Source organism: Halobellus sp. EA9, assembly GCF_051195055.1.
Classification (GTDB): Archaea; Halobacteriota; Halobacteria; order Halobacteriales; family Haloferacaceae; genus Haloquadratum; species Haloquadratum rubicundus.
The window spans coordinates 116564-137221 of the sequence record NZ_JBNTJW010000001.1; the positions used below are offsets into that span (position 1 = coordinate 116564).

Sequence of the window (20658 nt, forward strand, 5' to 3'; positions counted from 1 at the left end):
TCTATATTTATATGCTAAATAGTACTAGATTTTGATGAATTTGAATCATAAGTAATTAATCGATATTTTGAGCACCAATAGTGACGATAGTGGAAGGCCAACAGTATGACCGGATTCGTCGATTCCCATTTTCAAATAGAAAATCACTTTTCGGATCGAGCCGAACGTCCAGAACCGCGTCCTGGCCTCCGTCGACGGCCGCGACGGCCGTTTCCAGCGCGTTGTGGAGGGAATCGAGATCGTCGACCCGGCGGGTGTGTGCGTCGCTGATCGTCGCGATGCGCAAGAGGTCGACCGTCTCGCCGTAGTCGCCCTCGGGGACGCCCTGGGCCGCGGCCGCGCCCGTTTCGTGTTGCTTCCGGGTGGCCCGCCGGACGGCCTCCCAGCCGTCGTTGTGGTAGATCACGCTCAGGGTCGGCGCGTCGGCGTTGTTCGCCGCGAGGACGCTCACGGCGGGGTTGCTGAACAGGTAGCCGCCGTCGCCGACGAGGGAGACGACCCGCGCTTCGGGGTCGGCGAGCTTCGCGCCGATCCCGCCCGGGACCGCCCAGCCGAGGCCGTCGGAGCGCGGCGGTCGGGTCGGCCAGCACCGTCTCGTCGATCTCGAAGGGCCAGTGCGGGTAGGTCCCCTTCCCGGGATCGGTGTCGATCTGGACGACGTCGAGACCCGCGGGGATCTCGACCCGGGAGGGCACCCAGGGGACACCGGACTCGGCGACGACCAACAGGTCGCACTCCCGGACGGGCCCGCTCGGGTCGTAGCCGACGTGGAGTTCGTGATCCCGCGGGAAGCAGAGGACCTGCGGGACGTGCTCGACGACGCCCGCGCCGACCGCCTCCGCGAAGTCCACGAGCGCGTCGAGGTCGGGGTCGCCGGTCGGTGCCACGCCGTTGCTCGTGACGACGAGCGGCCGCTCTGCCGCCCGGAGTCGCTCCTCGATCGGCGCCAGCGCTGCGTCGTCCGGCGCGGCCGGTCGGGTCTTCCGGACCGGTCGGACGTCGGCGTCGCTGTCGTCCGAACCACCGGCACCGGCGGGATCGGGGGCTTCGAGCGCCTCGCGCGCGGCGGTGAGGTACGCCGGCCCGGACGGCGTCCCGACGGTCCGGGAGAGCGCGCGCCGGATCGTCTCGCGGGGATCCGCGGGGACGCGGTACTCGCCCGTCCAGCGGCAGTACTCCTCGACGATCGAGGTCTGATCGAACACGTCCTGGGCGTAGTGGATGGGGTTGTCCCGCGAGCCGGGATAGCCCGCGTCGGAGACCGGCGAGAGCCCGGCGACGACGAGCACGGTTGCGTTCGCGCGGTGGGCGTTGTGCATCGCGGCGCCGAGGTTCTGCGTGCCGACGTCGACGTGGACCAGGACCGCCTGCGGCTCGCCGGTCGCGACGGCGTACCCGTGCGCCGCCGACAGCGCAACGAACTCGTGGGGGCAGACGACGATCTCGCGGAGCGCCTCTCCCTCCTCGCACAGTCGGGCTTGGGCCTCGATGAAGGGCGTGTGGTCGGTGCCGAAGTTGGCGAAGACGTACTCCACGCCGCACTCGGCGAGCGACAGGAGCATCGATTCGGCGACGGTGCGGTCCGCGGATCGGTCGGGCGAATGTGGGGGAAGCATAGGCGTGAGACGTTCCTGCGTGGGACGTGTGTGTCCGGATATATCGTCGACAGCAACCACCATAATAAACGTTCGTGTCGGGCGGATGCGGAGGCGAATCGATCCCGCCGGACCCAACACCTATACCCCTGATCGCCGTTGGGTGGCCCGTGCAAGCACGGGACGGCGGCGACACGGGAGGCGGTTGCTAATGGCGGCAGTCGGCCGACCGTCCCTTTCGCCGTCCGCCCTCTCGGTCCCGATCGGGATCGCCGCCGCGGTCGGAGTTCGGGCGATGGCGCCGTTCGATCCGGCGGGTGCGACGATGCTCGCGATCACGACGCTCTGCATCGCGCTGTGGATCGGCAACGTCGTCTCGCCCGCCTACACCGGCGTCGTCTGCCTGGGGCTGCTCGGACTGGCGTTCTCACTGGAGCTGGCGCTCGTCGGCTTCCGCTCGCCGGCGATCTGGCTGATCGCCTTCGGGCTCGTGATGGGCGAGGCGACGCGGCGGAGCGGGCTGGCGGAGTGGGCGAGCGGCCGGGTCGTCCACCGGCTCACGCCCCCCGCGGCCGCCGAGGCGCCGGTCCGGACGTACCGGCGGCTGCTCTTCGGCCTCTCGACGGCCGGGCTGTTCCTGGTGCTCGTGATCCCCGCCGGGATCGTCCGCGTGCTGGTGCTGGCGCCCGTGGCGCTCGAAGTCGGCGAGCGGTTCGACTCCCGGGCGGCCTCCCTGGGGCTCTTCTTCGGGCCGGTGCTCGTCACCTACCTCGGGACCGTCGCGGTGCTCACCGGCGGCGCGCCGAACATCGTCGTCCTCGGCATCTTCGAGTCGATCACCGGCGCGTCGATCGCGTGGACCGAGTGGTTCGCGCTCCTGTTTCCGGTGATGGGCGTCGGGCGCCTGCTCGTCATCGTCGGCGTCGCGTACGCGCTCTATCGGCCGACGGGCGAGACGGGGTTCGAGCCGCCGGAGCGGGACGCGCGGGCGATGGACCGTCGTGAACGCCGGATGCTCGTCTTCCTGCTCGCGGGGGTGGCCGTGTGGGTGACAGACGCGTTCCACGGCCTGCACCCCGTCTACGGCGCGATGCTGGTCACGCTGTTGGCGTGCCTGCCGGGCGTCGGGATCGTCGACTTCGAGGCGGCCGTCGGCGAGGTCGACTTCTCGATCCTCTTTTTCATCGCCGCCGTGCTCGCGATCGGCGAGGGGATGACGCGGACGAGCGTCGCCGCGGTGATGGCCGAGCGTCTCCTGGCGGTCGTGCCGACCGGCGCGCCGTTGGTCGTCGTCCTCGGCATCGTCTTCGCGCTCACGGTGCTCCTCTTGTTCGTCATCAGCGGCCTGGCGGCGGCGAGCGTCGTCACGTCGGTCGTCGTCGCCTTCGCCGGCAACGCCGGGCTCCCCGTCGTGCCGGTGACGCTGACCGAGGCCGTCGCGCTCCAGATGCCGTTCTTCCCCTACCAGTCGGCCGTGCTCGTCGTCATCCTCGCGTACGACATCGTCGAGACGCGGGAGCTGATCCGCGTCGTCGCCGCGGTCACGATCGCGACCATCGTCTTCCTGGTCCCGATCCAGCTCGGCGTCCTGGCGGCCTTCGGGTGATGCGCCGGCGGTTCGCCGCCCTGCGAATAGTTTTTGTATCGGGTCGCGCATCATTGTAGTATGCTACACGCGCGCGGTTCGCTGCTGACGATCGATGTGGGGGCTCGGGAGACCGAGACCGCAGACATCGACGACGAACTCGAATCGTTCATCGGGGGCCGAGGGGTGTCGACGAAGCTGGCGCACGACCGGATCCCGTTCGACGCCGACCCGTTCGGCCCGGAGAACCGGCTCTACCTCGCGTCGGGGCCGCTCCAGCAGTCGGACATAAGCTTCACCGGCCGGATGAACCTCACCGGGCTCTCGCAGCTGACCGACGGCCTCCTCTCTTCGAACGCCGGCGGCTACCTCTCGCGGAACTTCATCGGCACGGGCCACTCGGTCGTGGAGGTCGCGGGCGAGAGCGACGACCTGCTGGCGATCCACGTCACCGACGAGGGCGTCGAGTTCGAGGAAGTGCCCGAGCTGGCCGGCGCGACCGTCCCCGAGGTCACAGACGAGATGAACGACCGCCACGGGCTCGAAAGCGAGAACCTCGTGACGATCGGCCCGGCCGGCGAGAACCTCGTCCGGTTCGCGTCGGCGATGACCTACGACGAGCGCGCGTTCGGGCGCGGCGGCCTCGGCGCCGTGATGGGCGCGAAGAACGTCAAGTGCATCTCCTTCCAGGGCGACTCCCCCCCGGAGATCGAGATGCCGAACGAGGACGTCCAGATGGACGTCCACCGGCAGGCCGCCACCAGCGACGACATCTTCCGGCGGCAGGGGACGACCCACCTCGTCCAGGTCCTCAACGACAACTTCGGGCTCCCGACGCGGTACTACTCCGAACTCTCTTTCGAGAACGCCGAGAAGATCAACGGCGACCGCGTCGAGGAGAAGAAGTACAAGAAGGCGGCCTGTTCGGTCTGTGCGTTCGCCTGCAAGCTCCCCACCCGCGACGACGCGAGCGGCCTCGAAACCGAGGGGCCGGAGTTCGAGACCATTATGGCCTTCGGGAGCAACTCCGGCGTCGACGACATCGTCGACATCATGAAGTCGAACGATATGTGCGACGACCTCGGGATGGACACCATCTCCTGCGGTAACACCATCGCCGCGTACCTCGCCAGCGAGGACGAGTTCGGAAACGTAGAGCTGATCCACGAGCTCGTCGAGAAGATCGCCCACCGCGAGGGCATCGGCGACACGCTCGCCGAGGGGATCGAGCGGGTCCACGAGGACCTCGGGGTCGAAAACTGGACCGTCAAGGGGATGGACTTCGCCGCCCACGAGGGCCGCGTCGTCCACGGCCAGGGGCTCTCCTACGCCGTCTCGAACCGCGGCGCCGACCATATGTACTCGACGACGATGATCGACGAGTACAACGACGTCATCCCCGCGGAGGGCACCGCCGGCAAGTCCGAGCACATCATCGACAACGAGAACCGCAACGCGATCCGCGACAGCGCCGTGGTCTGTCAGTTCGGCATCGGCCGGATCATCGAAGCGGAGATCTTCGAGGCGCTGTTCGACGAGGACTACGAGGACCTGCTTTCGGTCGGCGACCGCATCGTGAACCTCGAACGCCACTTCGCCAATCAGCGCGGCCGCGACATCGAGGACGACCGCCTCCCGTACGACCTCCCGGACCTCGAATCCTCGATCCAGGAGTACTACGAGGCCCGCGGCTGGAGCGACGACGGCGTCGTCCCCGAGACCCTCGTCGCGGACTTCGCACAGGCCGCCGACGACTGAGCGGCGTCCACGAGATCTTTTTCGCGCCTGATTCGGAACGGAGCACGCGCCGTCGACCGATCCCCCCGGGCGATCGTCCCGTACCGCTTAGAAAGAAGTATATAACCGTACCGCTAAGCGGGTAACAGTATGGCAGAACTTGCCAAGCTCGGACACATCGCGTTCGAGACGCCGGACCTCGAGGAGTCGCTTTGGTTCTTCCGTGACCTGATGGGGATGAAAGTCGTCGAGCGCGACGACGACACGGCGTATCTCTGCGGGCTCCGGGACTACGAGCACCACACGATGAGCCTGACCGAAGGCGAGCGGGGCGCCGTCGACCACATCGGGCTCCGGGCGAAGAACCCCGAGTCCGTCGAGGAGTTCGCCGAGCGCTTCGAGGAACTGGGGATGGACGTCACCTGGACCGACGGCAGCCACGAGGCCGGCATCGGCGAGTCGATCCAGTTCGAGTTCCCCGCGGGCCACCGCTTCGAGATCTACTACGAGATGGACAAGCCAGACATCGACGGGAAGCAGCGCTCGAACATCCCGATGCGGCGGTACAGCCCCGAGTACGCCAACCGGGTGTACCCCCAGCGGATCGATCACGCCCACGTCCAGGACGGCTCGCCGGAGTCGACCTCCGAGCTCTTCGAAGAGGAGTTCGGGATGGGCCTCAACGAGGTCTTCAAGTCCGCCGACGGCACGACGTGGGGCTGGTGGCACGCCACGACGCCGCTGCCGCACGACCTCGCGGTCCACCGCCTCGAAGACGACACACGCGAGTTCCACCACATCGCCTACCACCTCGACCACCTCCAGGACCTGTGGGACGCCGCCGACATCCTCTCGGAGAACAACGTCGAGATCGACGGCGGCCCGGGCAAGCACGCGATCACGAACGCGAACTACCTCTACGTCAAGGACCCCGCCAGCGGCATCCGCCTGGAGCTGTTCGCCGGTCCGGGCTACCTGAACTTCGAGCCCGACTGGGAGACCGTCGTCTGGGAGGAGAGCATCGGCTCCGAGTCGGACCACCAGTGGTTCGGCACGCAGTACGAGATGGACGGCATCCCGTATACGGAATAGGACAAGAGGGAGTCGCTTTTCGCGCTACTCGCTCAGGCGGGCGTTGACCGTCCCGATCGAGGTGAACTCGACGGAGATGACGTCGCCGGGGGCGAGGTCGACCGCGGGCGTCAGCGACCCGCTGAGGACGAGGTGGCCGGCCTCGATCGTCTCGTCGAGGTCGTCGAGGGTGTTCGCGAGCCACGCGACAGAGCGCGCGGGGTGATCGAGGACCGCCGCGCCGACGCCAGAGGATTCGAGCGTGCCGTTCTTGTAGAGCTTCACGCCCTCAAGCGAGAGGTCGTTGTCGGGGATCGAAGTCCGCTCGCCCGCGGCGTACAGCGCCGAGGAGGCGTTGTCGGCGATGGTGTCTTCGATCCGGATGTCCCAGTCGCGGACGCGGCTGTCGATGACCTCGACGACGGGGAGGACCGACCCGGTGGCGTCGAGCACGTCCAGGTACGTCACGGGCGGTTCGAGCGGCTTCTCCAACACGAATCCGATCTCGGGCTCGACCCGCGGCTGGATCAGGTCATCGCCGGGGATCTCCCGCCCCTCGACGAACATCGTATCGAGGAGGCGGCCGAAGTCGGGTTCGTCGACGCCGAGCTGCTCTTGGATGCCGTCGCTCGTCAGGCCGATCTTGTGGCCGACGATCTCGGCGCCGTCGTCGAGGCGGCGGTCGATCAGGCGCGTCTGGACGTCGTAGGCGTCCGCCATCGAGAGGTCGTGGTCGGCGGTGAGCCGGTCGATCGGCGACTGCTCGCGCAGCGCCTGGTAGAGCGCTTCTGCCAACTCCTCGCGTGTGTCTTCCGAGACCATACCTTCGCTTCCCCGTCGGGCGTCAAATAGGTTGGTGTCCGACCTCCGCGTGGGCGGGCGAGAGCGTACGTCCCATCGCCGACGATTCCCCTGAATTTATGTCGCCGCCCGCGTCCCTTCCGGTATGGACGTCATCCACAGCGCGATCTGGGTATCGGACGTCGAGGAGACGCTCGACTTCTACGTCGGGGCTCTGGGACTGGAGAAGACGAACGAGTTCGTCGGCGGCGACGACGCCACGAACGTCTACGTCCGCGGCGAGAGCGACACCGAGATCCAGTTCAAGCACAAGGAGGGCCACGACCTCGGCGAGCCGCAGACCGCGCGGTTCGACCACCTCGCGATCGAGGTCTCCGACACCGACGCCGAGGTCGAACGCCTCCAGAAGGAGACCGACACGGAGCTGCTCCGCGGCCCGCTCGACTCCACGGGCGCGAGCGCTCGCGTCGCCTTCATCACCGACCCCGACGGTCACGTGATCGAACTGGTCGAGCCGCGGGACGACCTGTAGCCGATCGAGAGAAAAAACCGAACCGGTTTCTCCGAATCAGTCGTCGCCGGCGGCTTCCGCGGCGGCGCCGCTTTCGTCCGCCAGCCGCGAGGCGACGTCGGTGATGAGGTCTTCCTGCCCGCCGACGACTTCCATGTCGCCGAGTTCGATCAGGATCTCGCGGGGGTCGAGGTCGTACTTCTCGGCCGCGCGGCGGGTGTGCCGCAGGAACGAGGAGTACACGCCCGCGTACCCGAGGATGAGCGAGTCGTTGTCGAGTTCGGGCATCTCGTCGTCGTCGATCATCGGCACGAGGACGTCCTCGGCGGCGTCCATCACGCCGAAGAAGTCGGGGTTGATGTCGTAGCCGGCTTTCTTCAGCACGCCGACGAGCACCTCGATCTGAGCGTTGCCGGAGCCGGCGCCGAGGCCGCGGAGACAGCCGTCGACCGTCGTCGCGCCCTCGTCGAGCGCCGCCAGGGTGTTGCCGATGCCGAGGCCGAGGTTGTTGTGCGCGTGGAAGCCGACCTCGATGTCGAGTTCCTCCGTGAGGAGGCCGACGCGGTCGCGGACGTCCTGCGGCAGGAGCGCGCCCGCGGAGTCCATCACGTAGACGGCGTCGGCGCCGTACTCCTCCATCAGTTGCGCCTCTTCGAGGACGCGCTCGGGCTCGGCCATGTGCGAGAGCATCAGCAGGCCGTTCGCCTCCAGCCCGCGGTCTTTGACCTTGGTGAAGTGGTCCTCGGAGATGTCGGCCTCGGTGACGTGGGTCGCGATCCGGCACATGTCGGCGCCGCGGTCGATCGCCATGTCGATCTCTTCGACCGTGCCGATTCCGGGCAGCATCAGCACCGACAGTCGCGTGTCGTCGAGTTCGGGTGCGACGGCGTCGAGGTACTCCTCGGTGGTGGCCGCAGAGAAGCCGTAGTTGATCGAGGAGCCGCCCATTCCGTCGCCGTGGGAGACCTCGACGACGTCCATCTCGGCGGCCTCCAGGGCCGCGGCGACGTCGGCCATCTCCTCGGGCGTGAACTGGTGGTCGACGGCGTGCATCCCGTCGCGGAGGGTCATATCGACCAGACGGACGTCGGCGTCAGTCATCGCCGACACCTCCGGCGACGTCCGCTTCGACCGATTGTGCTGCGACGCGCTCCGCCGTGCCGAGTGCTGCGCTGGTCATAATGTCGAGGTTGCCCGCGTAGGGCGGGAGGTGCTGGCCCTCGCCCTCGACTTCGATCATCGTGGTGAGGATGACCGAGTCGCCGAGGTCGAAGGCGACGTCGTCCTGGTCTTTGACTGTCGGTTCGAGCGTGATCTCGTAGCCGGGGACGTCCGAGCGGACCGCCTCGGCGACGTCGTCGACGGAGTCGCGTACCTCGTCGACGTCGGTGCTGCCGTCCACCATCGTGTAGACGGTGTTCCGCATCATGATCGGCGGCTCAGCCGGATTGAGCGTGATGATTGCCTTGCCCTCGTCGGCGCCGCCGACCTCCTCCAGCCCGGCCGCGGTCGTCTGGGTGAACTTGTCGATGTTCTTTCGGGTCCCCGGGCCGGCGCTCTTCGAGGCGATGTGGGAGGTCATCTCCGCGTACTCGACCCTCGCGACGCGGTCGACCGCGTGGACGATCGGGATCGTCGCCTGGCCGCCGCAGGTGACCATGTTCACGTTCTCGTGGCCGCCCGCGACGACCCCGTCGACGTTGACGACCGGGACGGTGTAGGGACCGACGGCCGCCGGCGTGAGGTCGACCGCGAAGAGGTCGAGTTCGTCGTAGACCGGCGCGTGCTGCTCGTGGATGCTCGCGCTCGTGGCCTCGAAGACGAGGTCGATCTCGTCGGCGTGCTCTTTGATGCTGTCGATGCCCTCGGTCCCGACGTCGACGCCCTCGTCGACGGCGGCCTGCAACCCCTCGCTCTCCTCGACCGGGAAGATCCCGACCATCCGCTGGAGGTCGATGTTCTCCCCCCGATCGAGGATCTTGTACATCAGGTCGGTCCCGATGTTACCCGGACCGACGATCGCTGCGTCTAACGACATACAGGTCGGTACGAAAGTGACGTACAAATAACTTCGCCTACGGGACGGCGCTCCGGTCGGCCGGGAGTGGTATTCCCGACGATCTCAGCGGCTGTGACGCCGAATAGACGGAGGCGAGAAACGAGATTTACTCCGAGCCGAGTCGTGGAGCGGCGGGCCCGAACGGGGAGAGGGAGAGGGGAACGGGAACAGGAACGGAGAACGGAAATGGGGACGGGCACGGGGACGGCGGCCTGCCCCGCCCTTCGAGACCTCAGAACAGGTACTCGCGGGGCTCGCGCTGGACCGAAGTCCACTTGACCTCGGTGAACTCGTCGATGATCCACTCGCCGTTGTAGCGGCCCATCCCCGAGTCCTTCATCCCGCCGAAGGGAACGTGCGGCTCGACGTTGACCGTCTGGTCGTTGACGTGGACCATCCCGGCGTCGATCTGGTCGGCGACGTCGCGGGCGCGGCCGCGGTCCTCGGAGTGGACGGAGGCCGCGAGGCCGTACTCGGTGGCGTTGGCGAGCTCGACCGCCTCCTCGTCGTCCGAGAAGGGGATGACGGGCGCGATGGGGCCGAAGTGCTCGTTGCACGCGGCCGCCATATCGTTCGTCGCATCAGAGAGGACCGTCGGCTCGACGAAGAGGTCCTCGTAGTCGCCGCCGGCTTCGAGGGTCGCGCCCTGGTCGAGGGTCTGCTCGACGTACTCGATCATCTCGTCGCGCTGGGCCTCGTTGATGATCGGCCCGATGACGACGTCGTCGTCGGTCGGATCGCCGATCTCCAACTCCGCGGCGCGCTCGGCGAGGCGCTCGACGTACTCGTCGTAGATCGACTCGTGTACGAGGTGGCGGTTGATCGAGATGCAGACTTGGCCCTGGTTCCAGAAGGAGCCGAAGGTCCCGGCGGCGACCGCTTGGTCGAGGTCGGCGTCCTCCAGCACGACGTGGGGGTTGTTGCCGCCGAGTTCGAGCGCGGGGAACGCGAAGTGGTCGACGGCGTTCCGGCCGACGAGCTGGCCGACGGGCGTCGAGCCCGTGAAGGCGATGACGTCGCTGTCGGGGTGGGCGGCGACCCGGTCGCCGGCCTCCGAGCCCTTGCCGGTGACGACGTTGAGGACGCCGTCGGGGAGGCCGGCCTCCTCGAAGAGCCGCGCCAGGAGCAGGCCGCCGGAGATCGACGTCTCGCGGGCGGGCTTGAGCACGACGCTGTTGCCGAGGGCGATCGCGGGCGCGACCGCGCGGATCGAGAGCTTCAGCGGGACGTTCCACGGCGAGATCACGCCGACGACGCCGACGGGCTCCTTCTGGATGATGTTCTCCTTGCCGGGGATCTTCGATTGGTTGTGGCCGCCGGAGGCGCGGAACGCGAAGGACGCGGCGTCGTGGACGAAGGTGACCGTCCCGCCGTGTTCGATGTCCTGTCGGGGCTTGGCGGCGCCGCTTTCGACCGCCAGGATCTCGCGGATCTCCGCCTCGTACTCGTCGATGAGGTCGGCGACGCGCCGGACGACCGCCGCGCGCTCGTCGGGGGTTACCTGCTCCCACTCCTCTTGGGCCGAGACCGCGGCCTCGTAGGCGCGGTCGACGTCCTCGGCCGTCGCCGCGGGGACCTCGGTGACCTTCTCGCCGGTCGCGGGGTTCGTCACGTCCAGTCGGTCTCTGTCTCCGGGCGACTCCCACTCGCCGTCGATGTAGAGGGCGTTCCAGAACGCGTCGATTGAGATGTCCTGGGATAGCTCGGCTTCTGACATACGCCCAAATCAACGGTTCCCGGGAGTAAAATGGTGTCGCTGTCGGAATCCCGGACGTATTATAATAATCAGGACGAACGTAATCGGGAGTAGTTTCATCACCCCAATCGACTCGTGAGGGCATTTCGACCGGACGGAGACGCACGCGCACCCGTTGTCGAAAGTATAATGAGTACACCACCGAACGTAGCGAGTGTATGCCACTCAGTCAGGACGAAATCGACAGCCTCGCGACGCGGCTCTACGACGCCTACGACGAGAAGGAGCCGATCCCGCCGCTGAGCGACGACACCGAGATCACCACCGAGGAGGCGTATCAGATCCAGTTCGAGGTGTTCGACCGACTCAGCGCCGGCGGCCGCGAGGAGGTCGTCGGTCACAAGCTCGGCCTCGTCAGCGAGGCCAAGCAGGAACAGCTCGGCATCCCGGAGCCGATCTTCGGCTACGTCGCCCACGAGACCGTACTGGAGAACGAGCCCGTCGTCGTCGACGAGATGATCTCGCCGCGGATCGAGGCCGAGATCGGCTTCGTCCTCGACGAGGACCTCGAACCGCCGGTCTCGACGATGGACATCCTGGCCGCGACGCGCGCTGTCGTCCCCGTCGTGGAGATCCTGGAGAGCCGCTTCCAGGGCTGGTCGATCCCCTCCGCGCAGGACGTGATCGCAGACCTCACCTCCGCGGGCAAGGTCATCGTCGGCGAACAGCACCGCGACGTCACCGATCTCGACCTGAAAATGGAGGGCGTCGCGGTCTCGGTCAACGGCGAGGTCGAAGCGACGGGCCTCGGCGCGGACATCATGGGCAACCCCGCCCGCCCGGTCGCGTGGCTGGCCGACCGCCTCGACGACGTCGACGACCACCTCCGCGAGGGCGAGCTCGTGATGAGCGGCGGGATCACGGCCGCGATCGATATGGAGCCCGGCGACCTCTACAGCATCGAGTTCACCAACCTCGGCACGATGGAAGTCCGCGCGGAGTAACCGCGGCCCGCCTTCGGAGAACGTTTCCACATAGAAAATCCGCGCTCGCGGGGGGCCGATATTTTCCCGACGGTTCGGGCGAAAAGCGGGCTGGGATCAGGTTCGTAACAGCCGTACGCCTGTTCTAATCGGGGGAAATTTCTCGGGGTCGTTCTATATGTGAAAACCGATCGGAGTCAGTCGATCAGATCGTAGAGGTTCCCGGCGAAGATGTCCGCTCGCACGCCGTCGTCGACGTCCATCTCCTCGACCGCGTCGATGGTGACCTCGATCGTCCGCCGGCCGCGCTCGGGGCTGAAGGGGTAGTCGGTCCCGAAGACGACGTTGCCGTCGTCGAAGAACGACGCCGCACACTCCAGGGCGGGCGTCGAGCCCGAGACGGCCGCATCGGCGTTGAACGTCTTGAAGTACTCCTCGGCGGGCCGGGAGAGCGGCGCGCTGTTCTCGTGGAACTCGGGGTAGTTCTCGGGGTAGGCCTGCCGCTGCTGGTAGAACATCTCGATGCGGCTGCCGTAGAAGGGGACCATCCCGCCGCCGTGGTGGGAGACGATCTCCAGGTCGGGGTACTCCTCCATCACGCCGCCGAAGACCAATCTGGAGAGGGCGAGCGTCGTGTCGAACGGCCACCCGAAGAGGCGGTGCTCCATATACTCGGAGGCCCAGTCGTACCACTCCCACAGCTGGGGGTGGATCCACAGCGGCGTGTCGGTGGCTTCTGCCTCCTCGAAGAGCGGCCAGAACGTCTCGTGGTCGAGCGGCTTGCCGTCGATGTTCGAGAAGATCTGGACCCCCTGCATATCGAGGTCGTCGACGCAGCGCTCGAACTCGGTCATAAATTCCCCGCTCACCTTCGGCAGCGTCGCGACCGGGATGAAGTCGTCGGGGTGCTCGTCGGCGAGCCGGCGGACCTCGTCGTTGGCGAGCTTCGTGATCTCCAGGGCGAGGTCGTGGTCCATCCCCTGGAACAACGTGGGGAGAGCGAGCGTGATGACCTGCTTGTCGACGCCGTAGTCGTCCATGTCTTGCTTCCGCTGCTCGACGTCCCAGAGGAACTCGGGGCGGCCCGAGAGCCCCTGGAATCCGAAGCGGTCGGTCAGCTCCTCGAAGAAGTGCTCCGTCAGGATGTGGGTGTACCCGTCGACGATTTCCGGCATACGTGGGTACTACGCCGGACCGAGGTGATAATTGTTCTCACTGACGTTGGCGAACCGATCCCAGAGACTTGGCGCTACTGTCGGGCGTACTTGATGTCGAGCGCGAGCTCGTGGGCGGTGCTCTCGACCTCGGCGGTGATGTCGTCGTCGAAGCCGGCGTTCCCCAGGCGCTTCGTCGGCGCGGAGATGCTGATCGCGCCCAGCACCTCGCCGCCGAGCTTCACCGGCGCGCCGATGCAGGTGAGGCCCTCGGTTCGCTCCTCGTCGTCGGTCGCGTAGCCGCGCTCCCGGATCTCGTCGAGCTCTGCGAACAGCTCCTCGCGGTCGGTGATCGTGTTCTCCGTGGCCTCCGGGAGGCCCCACTGGTCGATGATCTCCTCGACGCGCTCGCGCGGGAGCGACGCGAGGATGGCCTTCCCGATCCCGACGTTGTGGAGGCGGAGGCGGAAGCCGACGTGGGTGTCGAGGTTGACGGCGTAGCGACCGCGGGACTGATAGAGGTAGACCGCCCGGCCGTTCTCCTCGGTCGCGAGGTTCGCCAGCATTCCGGTGTCGTCGGCGAGCTGGTCGATCTTCGCCCGGCCGTGTCGGTACAGCGGCGAGCGGCTACGGACGTGTCCCCCGAGCGAGAGGAATTTGAGGCTGAGCGCGTACTCGTCGCCGTGCTTTTCGACGTAGCCGTGCTCCCGAAGCGTGCTGAGGTGGTTGTGGATCCCGCTTTTGCTCATATCGAGCCGCTCTTCGAGTTCGCTCAGGCGGAACCCGTCGTCGGTGTCGAGGACCTCGATCAGTTCGAGGGTCTTCTCGGTCGTCCTGACGGGATGGTTCGCCTTCTTCGTCATACGTACCCGAAGAACGGGGAGGTACATACATTTTCGGTATGAAAACTATTGGCCGGATATCGCATATTGTTAAAACTGATTAGAGTTTTAATTTTTATTTCTCAGCAATCGGCTTTATTTGGGGTTTTGACGCGATTTTATCCCTAATATATTGTCCATATTAAAACTATATAGCTATTTGAATTTTGATTGACTTAATCATCGGCCACCGATGATCGCGCTCGCAACGCGCCGAATCGGTGAGGCCTCCAGCAACTATAACCACGCCGCGGTTCTGCGGTTTAGTATGAGCGAAGCCAATCCGTTCGAGAGCCTCCAGGAGCAGGTCGACGACGCGGCGGCGTATCTCGACGTCAACGAGGACGTCATCGGCCGGCTGAAGCACCCCGAGCGCGTCCTGGAGTTGACTCTCTCCGTCGAGTTGGACGACGGCACCTTAGAGCAGTTCAGGGCCTTCCGCTCGCAGTTCAACGGGGACCGCGGCCCGTACAAGGGCGGCATCCGCTACCACCCGAACGTCACCCGCGACGAGGTCAAGGCGCTCTCGGGGTGGATGGCCTACAAGTGCGCCGTGGTCGACATCCCCTACGGTGGCGGGAAGGGCGGTATAGTCGTCGATCCCAGCGAGTACTCGACCGCGGAGCTCGAACGGCTCACGCGCTCGTATGCGACCGAACTCCGCCCGTTCGTCGGTCCCGAGCGCGACATCCCCGCGCCGGACGTCAACACCGGCCAGCGCGAGATGAACTGGTTCAAGGACACCTACGAGACGCTCGAACGGACCACGGCGCCGGGCGTGATCACCGGCAAGGCCAAGTCCTCCGGCGGGAGCGCGGGCCGCATCGAGGCGACCGGGCGCTCCGTGATGCTCGCCGCGCGCGAGGTGTTCGACTACCTCGGCACCGACATCGAGGGCGCCACCGTCGCCGTCCAGGGCTTCGGGAACGCCGGCTCGGTCGCCGCGAAACTCATCGACGACCTCGGCGCGTCCGTCGTCGCGGTCTCGGACTCCTCGGGCGCGATCTACGACCCGGACGGGGTCGACCCCCGCGCGGTGAAGTCCCACAAGGCCGAGACCGGCTCGGTCTCCGACTACGGGGACGCCGAGGCCAAGACGAACGAGGAACTTCTCACGCTCGACGTCGACCTCCTGGTGCCCGCCGCCCTGGAGAACGCCATCGACGGCGACCTCGCCCGCGACGTCCGGGCGGACGTGATCGTCGAGGCCGCGAACGGGCCGCTGACGCCCGACGCCGACGACGTCCTCACCGAGCGCGACGTCCGCGTCGTGCCCGACATCCTCGCGAACGCCGGCGGCGTGACGGTCTCGTACTTCGAGTGGGTGCAGAACCGCCAGCGCTTCCCCTGGACCGAAGCGCGGGTGAACGACGAGCTCGAATCCGTCATCACGAGCGCCTTCGACGAACTCGTCGACGCCTTCGAGTCCCACGACGTCCCGAACCTCCGGACGGCGGCCTACGTGGTCGCCATCCGGCGGATCGTCGAGTCGTACCGCGAGGGCGGCAACTGGCCCTGAGCCCGTCAGGCGTGTTCCCGCGTTCCACACCCGGAGCGACCCGAGCGATTCAAGTCCGTACCCCGCGGGCACGTATACGATGCGTCAGGACCACCTCATCTCCGCGACCCAGCTGTCGCGGGCCGACATCGAGGCGGTGCTCGACCGCGCGGCGGAGTTCGACGCCGACGTCGGCGCCTGGCAGGGGCGGCGCGACGGCACGGTCCTCGGGCTCTGCTTCTTCGAGCCCAGCACCCGCACGCGGATGAGTTTCGACACGGCGATGAAGCGACTCGGGGGGCGGACGATCGATATGGGTTCTGTCGAGTCCTCGTCGGTGAAGAAGGGCGAGACGCTCGCGGACACCGTCCGCGTCATCGAGGGCTACGCCGACGCGCTCGTGCTCCGGCACCCCTCTGAGGGCGCGGCCAAGATGGCCACGGAGTTCGTCGACGTGCCGCTCGTCAACGCCGGCGACGGCGCGGGCCAGCACCCGACCCAGACCCTCCTCGACCTCTACACGATGCGGGAGAACGCCGGCCTCGACGACGTCACCGTGGGGATCATGGGCGACCTGAAGTACGGCCGGACCGTCCACTCGCTGGCCGCGGCGCTGACGAACTTCGACGTGCGCCAGCACTTCGTCAGCCCCGAGAGCCTCCGGCTCCCCCGGAGCGTCCGCTACGACCTCCACGAGTCGGGCGCGCAGGTGCGGGAACACACCGACCTCGACGAGGTGCTCGCGGACCTGGACGTCCTCTACGTCACGCGGATCCAGCGCGAGCGCTTCCCCGACGAGAACGAGTACCGAAAAGTCGCCGGCGAGTACCAGATCGACACCGACGACCTCGACGCCGCGAAGGACTCGCTGACGGTGATGCACCCGCTGCCGCGCGTCGACGAGATCGCGCCCGAGGTCGACGAGACCGATCACGCGAAGTACTTCGAGCAGGCCCACAACGGCGTCCCCGTCCGGATGGCGCTGCTGGATATGCTGCTCGAAAACGCCGAGGGGGGGAGCCAATGAACGACACCGACGACAGCGACCGCGAGCTCCGCGTCTCGAAGATCCGCAACGGGACGGTGATCGACCACCTCGCGGCCGGGCAGGCGCTGAACGTCCTCGCGCTCCTCGGAATCGACGGTTCCGGCGGCGAGAGCGTCTCGGTCGGGATGAACGTCCCCTCGGACAAGCTCGCGAAGAAGGACATCGTGAAGGTCGAAGACCGCGAGCTGAGCCAGTCGGAGGTCGACGTCCTCTCTGTCATCTCGCCGGAGGCGACGATCAACATCATCCGCGAGTACGACGTCATAGAGAAGAAGCGGATCGAGCGCCCCGAGGCCGTCACGGGCGTGCTCTCGTGTCCGAACCGGAACTGCATCACGAACGCCGACGAGCCCGTCGAGACGCGCTTTGTCGTCTTCTCGGACGGCCTGCGGTGTGACTACTGCGGCGAGATTGTCCGCGAGGACGAGATGGCGACTCACCTCGACGTGTCCTGACGAACGATCGGGTCGCCGTCTGTTTTCGGAGCCACGCGCCCGGCTCTCGGAGGGAAACCACTTTGTACCGAGATGTCCTACCCCCTCGTATGTCCGGAAAATCCAAGTTCATCCTGGTACTGGCCCTCATCGCACTCGTCTACTTCGTCGTCTCCGGCGGCGACGAGACCGTCGAAGTCGAAGTCGACGACCAATAGCCCTCGGACCCCCGTTCTTAACTGCGATAGCGAATCGGAAAACAGCGTCGCCGTCGCCACGGACCGACGACGCCGAGTGTTCCCGCCGATCTCACACGCCGCGAGCAGTAGCCGCCGGCGACGGCGTTTCCCCGGGATGGGTTGGGGGCGGGAACGAACGACTGATACCGCTCGCCCCGGAAGAGCGGATATGTACGGTGTGGTCACGCGGAACGCCGAGGAGGTCGGGTGGAGCGAGTTCGACGTCGGCTTCTACGAGGTCAAAGACGTCACCGGCCGGGCCGCCGAACCGCTCGCGGAGGCGGTGAATATGATCTCGTGTTTCGGAGACAACGCCGCCGCGTCCTCGGATCCCGACCTCGTCCCCGTCGACGAAGCGGGCGAGGAGGCGACGCGCGACCGCCGGTACTTCGACTGGTCCTACATCTGCCCGACGCACGAGGAGTACCGCGCCGGGCTCTTGGAGATCGTCGAGGACTGCGCCGCCGAAAACGACGACGTCCGCCTCGACGACGTCGGCTTCCCCCGCGAGGGCTTCTGTCACTGTGAGCGGTGCGAGCGCCGCTTCGCCGAGAGCGACCGCGACGACTGGCTGGCGTGGCGCGCCGACGTGATCACCGACTTCGTCACGGCGGCCGCCGACCGGATCCCGGGCCGCACCTACCTGACGCTCTATCCCGATCCGTACGACGGTCACCTCTACCGCCGCGCCGGCCTCGACCTCGACGCGCTCGCCCCCCACATCGACGAGTTCGTCGTCCCGCTCTACGACACCCACTACGGGACGACCTACTGGCTGGAGACGATCGCGAAGGGCTTCGAGAGCCGACTCAGCGGGCTCGATACGCCCTTCTCGGTCGAGCTCTACGCCGTCGACCTGGACCTCGACGACCTCGTGCGCGCCGCCGAAGTCGCCGAGGAGTACGCCGATCACGTCTACTTCGGCTACGACGCCTCGACCGCCGCGGCCGCCATCCGTCGGAAGGGCGCCGACAGCCGATCGGGCGTGACTCACCGCCCCGGCGAGGAGTAGCGAGGCGCGGGGATCGGCGTCAGATCACGCCCGCGAGGAACGCGACGGCGACGATCCCGACGACGAAGACGACCGCGGCGAAGACGAACAGTCCGGCGAGGAGTCGACGCTGGCCCGGCGTCGGTTCGGCCATACTCGCGTGTGGGCGCGGAGCGGCTTATACCCGCCGCCGGATTCGAGACTGCTCCGCGGCAGAACGAGCGCTACGGCCCGTTTCGCCGCAGCGACTCGAACGCGTCGCCGGCGAGGCCGGGTCCGTCGGGAACGCGCATCTCGCCGTCCTCCACGGGCGCGGGGTCCGCTGCGAGGTCCGCCGCGAGGAGCGAGGCGGTGGCGAGGCCGCAGGCCCGTCGCGTCGGGACCGCGGCCGCGACGTGGAGCGCGGCGGTGCGGGCGACGACGGCGTCGATGGTCGTCGTGACGACGACGTCGGTGCCGCGGGCCGCGGCGCGCTCGGCGAATTCGAGCGTCCGGACCGGACCGCCGAGCGCCATCGGCTTGCAGACGACCACGTCGGCCACGCCGCTTTCGAGCACTGCGTCGGGGCCGACGGCCGCGAGCGACTCGTCGAGCGCGAGATCGACTCCCCGGGAATCCAACGCCCCGTGTTCGGCCACAGACTGGGGCGGGAGCGGCTGTTCGACGTACGCGAGATCGAGCGCGGCGTCGGCCGCGGCCGCGAAGAACGACTCGGCTTCGGCGGGCTCCCACGCGCCGTTGGCGTCCGCGCGGAGTTCGACGCCGTCGCCGACGGCCGCTCTGATCGCCCGCAGTCGCGCGACGTCCGCGGGGACCGACCGAGCGCCGACCTTCACTTTCAGCGCGGCGTAGCCGTCTCGGACGGCCTCGCGGGCGGCCGAGCGGGTCTCCTCAACGGAGCCGTCGCCGATCGTGGCGTTGACGGCGACGGTCTCGGCCGCGTCGTCGCCGAGGTACCGCGCCAGCGACTCACCGGCGGCGCGGGCGGCCGCGTCGGCGCGAGCGAGCTCGACGCCGTGTCGCGCCGCGGGGGCGTCGGGGCCGATGTCGCCGTCGCGGTCGTCAACCGATTCCAGCGCCCCCTCGCACTCCTCGTAGCCTTCCGTCCACCCGGGAAGCGGCGTCGCCTCGCCGAGTCCGACCGCGTCCCCGCGCTCGACGCGCACGAGGAAGCCCTCGCGGCGGTCGATCTCCCCGGCGGCGGTCGAAAGCGAAGAGCGGAGGCGGAGGGCGAACGGATCGACGCGCATCAGAACGGTAGCTCCGTGACCGAGAGGCCCACGGCGAACAGGACCGCGTAGGCCGCAAGCAGGCGCCCGGTCCGTTCGAGCGTCGGATTCAGCACCTCGCCGGCCGTCTCGGTCAGCATCGTCCGTGTGATGTCGAGCGCGGTCGGCACCGTCAGGAACGGCAGCAGGACCGCGGCCGTGAAATCCTCCCGGAAAAAGAACCACAGCGGCACGGCGTACGCCAGGGCGAGCATCGCGACGAACTCCGCGCGGGCGAAGCCGTAGCCGAACCGGACCACGAGCGTTCGCTTGCCGGTGGTCGCGTCCTCCGCCCTGTCACGGACGTTGTTGACGACGAGGATGTCCGTCGACAGCGCCGCGATCGGCAGGGCCGCGACGAGCGCGACGACCGGGAGCGTCCCCGACGGGATCCCGACCGTGAACGGCGCCGCGAGGACCGCAGCCGCCTGGACGTAGTACGTCCCGGCGACCGCGACGAGGCCGAAGAACACGAACACGAAGAGGTCGCCGAGGCCGTGGTAGCCGAGCGGGTACGGGCCGCCGGTGTACGCGATGCCCGACGCGACAGACAGCAGGCCGATCACGAGGATCGGCACGCCGCCGACGTAGACGAGGTAAGACCCGAGGAGGATGGCGAGCGCGAAGGTGAGGTACATCGCGCGCTTGACCGATTCGGGAGCGATGAGACCGCCCGCGGTGACGCGGGTGAACCCCTCCCTGTCGTCGGTGTCTGCGCCCTGCACCGCGTCGTAGTAGTCGTTCGCGAAGTTGGTCCCGATCTGGATCAGCCCGGCGCCGACGAGCGCCGCCAGCGCCGGGAGGGCGGCGAAGACCCCGTCGTGGACCGCGAGCCCCGTGCCGACGATCACCGGCGCCGCCGCCGCGGGGAGCGTCTGCGGGCGCGCGGCGATCACCCACGCCCGACGCCGGCTGATGTCCTGTGTGCTCATCACGTCGGGGTGGGAACGGCGGCGGCGTCAAACTTCGCATCCACCTTTTTTGTCGGGGGTCCTCGGCCGCGCGCAGCGCGGCCTCGAACCCCCGCAAAAAATCTGGACCAAAAAATGCCGAGAGCTCGGCTTTCGGCCTCGCTCTCGGTGAATCGCACTCACTTCCGGGTCCTTC

18 protein-coding genes and 1 pseudogene are annotated in these 20658 nt (G+C 67.5%); 9 read left to right on the forward strand and 10 right to left on the reverse strand.

Going from position 1 to position 20658, the window contains the following annotated elements; genetic code table 11:
- Window positions 1-55: 55 nt before the first annotated feature.
- Together ACQUQ0_RS00565 and ACQUQ0_RS00570 are read right to left on the reverse strand one after the other, a co-directional pair.
- Window positions 56-1030, reverse strand: a complete 975-nt coding sequence (locus tag ACQUQ0_RS00565) for a thiamine pyrophosphate-dependent enzyme (RefSeq protein WP_435183026.1) — start codon at window positions 1028-1030, stop codon at window positions 56-58.
- A gap of 217 nt (window positions 1031-1247) precedes the next feature.
- Window positions 1248-1679 (reverse strand): annotated as a pseudogene (locus ACQUQ0_RS00570) (thiamine pyrophosphate-binding protein); the annotation flags it as partial.
- Window positions 1680-1806: 127 nt separating this feature from the next.
- Between ACQUQ0_RS00570 and ACQUQ0_RS00575 the strand changes: the two are divergent.
- The 3 genes from ACQUQ0_RS00575 (at window position 1807) to ACQUQ0_RS00585 (ending at window position 6009) form a co-directional block, all read left to right on the forward strand.
- A complete protein-coding gene (locus tag ACQUQ0_RS00575) occupies window positions 1807-3201 on the forward strand; it encodes an SLC13 family permease (protein WP_435182541.1) in 1395 nt (464 codons plus the stop codon).
- Between the two features lie 60 nt (window positions 3202-3261).
- A complete protein-coding gene (locus tag ACQUQ0_RS00580; RefSeq protein WP_435182542.1) occupies window positions 3262-4938 on the forward strand; it encodes an aldehyde ferredoxin oxidoreductase family protein in 1677 nt (558 codons plus the stop codon).
- Between the two features lie 129 nt (window positions 4939-5067).
- Complete coding sequence (locus tag ACQUQ0_RS00585) at window positions 5068-6009, forward strand: VOC family protein (protein WP_435182543.1); 942 nt, start codon at window positions 5068-5070, stop codon at window positions 6007-6009.
- Window positions 6010-6033: 24 nt separating this feature from the next.
- On the opposite strand, the gene ACQUQ0_RS00590 is transcribed toward ACQUQ0_RS00585, so the two are convergent.
- The gene (locus ACQUQ0_RS00590; RefSeq protein WP_435182544.1) at window positions 6034-6810 is read right to left on the reverse strand and encodes a 2-keto-4-pentenoate hydratase; all 777 of its coding nucleotides are present in this window, start codon (window positions 6808-6810) and stop codon (window positions 6034-6036) included.
- A gap of 124 nt (window positions 6811-6934) precedes the next feature.
- Between ACQUQ0_RS00590 and ACQUQ0_RS00595 the strand changes: the two genes are divergently transcribed.
- A complete protein-coding gene (locus ACQUQ0_RS00595; protein ID WP_435182545.1) occupies window positions 6935-7321 on the forward strand; it encodes a VOC family protein in 387 nt (128 codons plus the stop codon).
- Window positions 7322-7357: 36 nt separating this feature from the next.
- On the opposite strand, the gene dmpG is transcribed toward ACQUQ0_RS00595, so the two are convergent.
- The 3 genes from dmpG to ACQUQ0_RS00610 all read right to left on the reverse strand — a co-directional run bounded on the left by dmpG (window position 7358) and on the right by ACQUQ0_RS00610 (window position 11076).
- Entirely contained in the window at window positions 7358-8401 is a 1044-nt protein-coding gene (gene dmpG / locus ACQUQ0_RS00600) for a 4-hydroxy-2-oxovalerate aldolase (RefSeq protein WP_435182546.1), read from the reverse strand.
- A complete protein-coding gene (locus tag ACQUQ0_RS00605) occupies window positions 8394-9338 on the reverse strand; it encodes an acetaldehyde dehydrogenase (acetylating) (protein WP_435182547.1) in 945 nt (314 codons plus the stop codon). The genes dmpG and ACQUQ0_RS00605 overlap by 8 nt, the downstream gene beginning before the upstream one ends.
- A 253-nt stretch (window positions 9339-9591) precedes the next feature.
- On the reverse strand, window positions 9592-11076 hold the full coding sequence (locus tag ACQUQ0_RS00610; RefSeq protein WP_435182548.1) for an aldehyde dehydrogenase family protein: 1485 nt from the start codon (window positions 11074-11076) through the stop codon (window positions 9592-9594).
- Between the two features lie 197 nt (window positions 11077-11273).
- Here ACQUQ0_RS00610 and ACQUQ0_RS00615 point away from each other — a divergent pair, with 197 nt between their 5' ends.
- Window positions 11274-12059, forward strand: coding sequence for a 2-keto-4-pentenoate hydratase (locus ACQUQ0_RS00615; protein ID WP_372388784.1), 786 nt, complete (start codon window positions 11274-11276; stop codon window positions 12057-12059).
- A 176-nt stretch (window positions 12060-12235) separates the two neighbouring features.
- On the opposite strand, the gene ACQUQ0_RS00620 is transcribed toward ACQUQ0_RS00615, so the two are convergent.
- Together ACQUQ0_RS00620 and ACQUQ0_RS00625 are read right to left on the reverse strand one after the other, a co-directional pair.
- Complete coding sequence (locus ACQUQ0_RS00620) at window positions 12236-13213, reverse strand: amidohydrolase family protein (protein ID WP_435182549.1); 978 nt, start codon at window positions 13211-13213, stop codon at window positions 12236-12238.
- A gap of 74 nt (window positions 13214-13287) precedes the next feature.
- Window positions 13288-14055 carry an IclR family transcriptional regulator gene (locus ACQUQ0_RS00625; RefSeq protein WP_372388780.1) on the reverse strand — a complete coding sequence of 256 codons (768 nt, stop codon included), beginning with the start codon at window positions 14053-14055 and terminating at the stop codon, window positions 13288-13290.
- 286 nt (window positions 14056-14341) lie between these two features.
- Between ACQUQ0_RS00625 and ACQUQ0_RS00630 the strand changes: the two genes are divergently transcribed.
- The 4 genes from ACQUQ0_RS00630 (at window position 14342) to ACQUQ0_RS00645 (ending at window position 18304) form a co-directional block, all read left to right on the forward strand.
- A complete protein-coding gene (locus tag ACQUQ0_RS00630; RefSeq protein WP_435182550.1) occupies window positions 14342-15592 on the forward strand; it encodes a Glu/Leu/Phe/Val family dehydrogenase in 1251 nt (416 codons plus the stop codon).
- Window positions 15593-15671: 79 nt separating this feature from the next.
- The gene (pyrB, locus tag ACQUQ0_RS00635; RefSeq protein ID WP_435182551.1) at window positions 15672-16598 is read left to right on the forward strand and encodes an aspartate carbamoyltransferase; all 927 of its coding nucleotides are present in this window, start codon (window positions 15672-15674) and stop codon (window positions 16596-16598) included.
- Complete coding sequence (pyrI, locus tag ACQUQ0_RS00640) at window positions 16595-17074, forward strand: aspartate carbamoyltransferase regulatory subunit (protein ID WP_435182552.1); 480 nt, start codon at window positions 16595-16597, stop codon at window positions 17072-17074. Before pyrB ends, pyrI begins: the two co-directional genes overlap by 4 nt.
- Before the next feature lie 387 nt (window positions 17075-17461).
- A complete protein-coding gene (locus tag ACQUQ0_RS00645; RefSeq protein WP_435182553.1) occupies window positions 17462-18304 on the forward strand; it encodes a hypothetical protein in 843 nt (280 codons plus the stop codon).
- A 203-nt stretch (window positions 18305-18507) separates the two neighbouring features.
- Here ACQUQ0_RS00645 and ACQUQ0_RS00650 read toward each other — a convergent pair whose 3' ends face one another.
- A complete protein-coding gene (locus ACQUQ0_RS00650; RefSeq protein WP_435182554.1) occupies window positions 18508-19533 on the reverse strand; it encodes a mandelate racemase/muconate lactonizing enzyme family protein in 1026 nt (341 codons plus the stop codon).
- Window positions 19533-20483 carry a 1,4-dihydroxy-2-naphthoate polyprenyltransferase gene (locus ACQUQ0_RS00655; protein WP_435182555.1) on the reverse strand — a complete coding sequence of 317 codons (951 nt, stop codon included), beginning with the start codon at window positions 20481-20483 and terminating at the stop codon, window positions 19533-19535. Before ACQUQ0_RS00655 ends, ACQUQ0_RS00650 begins: the two co-directional genes overlap by 1 nt.
- Window positions 20484-20658 lie beyond the last annotated feature (175 nt).

What these genes read in the sequence shown, in the direction of transcription:
- ACQUQ0_RS00615 (WP_372388784.1), top strand. Translation starts at nt 11,274, where the DNA reads ATGCCACTCAGTCAGGACGAAATCGACAGCCTCGCGACGCGGCTCTAC.
- pyrI (WP_435182552.1), top strand. Translation starts at nt 16,595, where the DNA reads ATGAACGACACCGACGACAGCGACCGCGAGCTCCGCGTCTCGAAGATC.
- ACQUQ0_RS00620 (WP_435182549.1), bottom strand. Translation starts at nt 13,213, where the DNA reads ATGCCGGAAATCGTCGACGGGTACACCCACATCCTGACGGAGCACTTC.
- ACQUQ0_RS00610 (WP_435182548.1), bottom strand. Translation starts at nt 11,076, where the DNA reads ATGTCAGAAGCCGAGCTATCCCAGGACATCTCAATCGACGCGTTCTGG.
- ACQUQ0_RS00605 (WP_435182547.1), bottom strand. Translation starts at nt 9,338, where the DNA reads ATGTCGTTAGACGCAGCGATCGTCGGTCCGGGTAACATCGGGACCGAC.
- ACQUQ0_RS00575 (WP_435182541.1), top strand. Translation starts at nt 1,807, where the DNA reads ATGGCGGCAGTCGGCCGACCGTCCCTTTCGCCGTCCGCCCTCTCGGTC.
- ACQUQ0_RS00630 (WP_435182550.1), top strand. Translation starts at nt 14,342, where the DNA reads ATGAGCGAAGCCAATCCGTTCGAGAGCCTCCAGGAGCAGGTCGACGAC.
- ACQUQ0_RS00590 (WP_435182544.1), bottom strand. Translation starts at nt 6,810, where the DNA reads ATGGTCTCGGAAGACACACGCGAGGAGTTGGCAGAAGCGCTCTACCAG.
- pyrB (WP_435182551.1), top strand. Translation starts at nt 15,672, where the DNA reads ATGCGTCAGGACCACCTCATCTCCGCGACCCAGCTGTCGCGGGCCGAC.
- ACQUQ0_RS00595 (WP_435182545.1), top strand. Translation starts at nt 6,935, where the DNA reads ATGGACGTCATCCACAGCGCGATCTGGGTATCGGACGTCGAGGAGACG.
- ACQUQ0_RS00585 (WP_435182543.1), top strand. Translation starts at nt 5,068, where the DNA reads ATGGCAGAACTTGCCAAGCTCGGACACATCGCGTTCGAGACGCCGGAC.
- dmpG (WP_435182546.1), bottom strand. Translation starts at nt 8,401, where the DNA reads ATGACTGACGCCGACGTCCGTCTGGTCGATATGACCCTCCGCGACGGG.
- ACQUQ0_RS00580 (WP_435182542.1), top strand. Translation starts at nt 3,262, where the DNA reads ATGCTACACGCGCGCGGTTCGCTGCTGACGATCGATGTGGGGGCTCGG.
- ACQUQ0_RS00625 (WP_372388780.1), bottom strand. Translation starts at nt 14,055, where the DNA reads ATGACGAAGAAGGCGAACCATCCCGTCAGGACGACCGAGAAGACCCTC.
- ACQUQ0_RS00655 (WP_435182555.1), bottom strand. Translation starts at nt 20,483, where the DNA reads ATGAGCACACAGGACATCAGCCGGCGTCGGGCGTGGGTGATCGCCGCG.
- ACQUQ0_RS00650 (WP_435182554.1), bottom strand. Translation starts at nt 19,533, where the DNA reads ATGCGCGTCGATCCGTTCGCCCTCCGCCTCCGCTCTTCGCTTTCGACC.
- ACQUQ0_RS00645 (WP_435182553.1), top strand. Translation starts at nt 17,462, where the DNA reads ATGTACGGTGTGGTCACGCGGAACGCCGAGGAGGTCGGGTGGAGCGAG.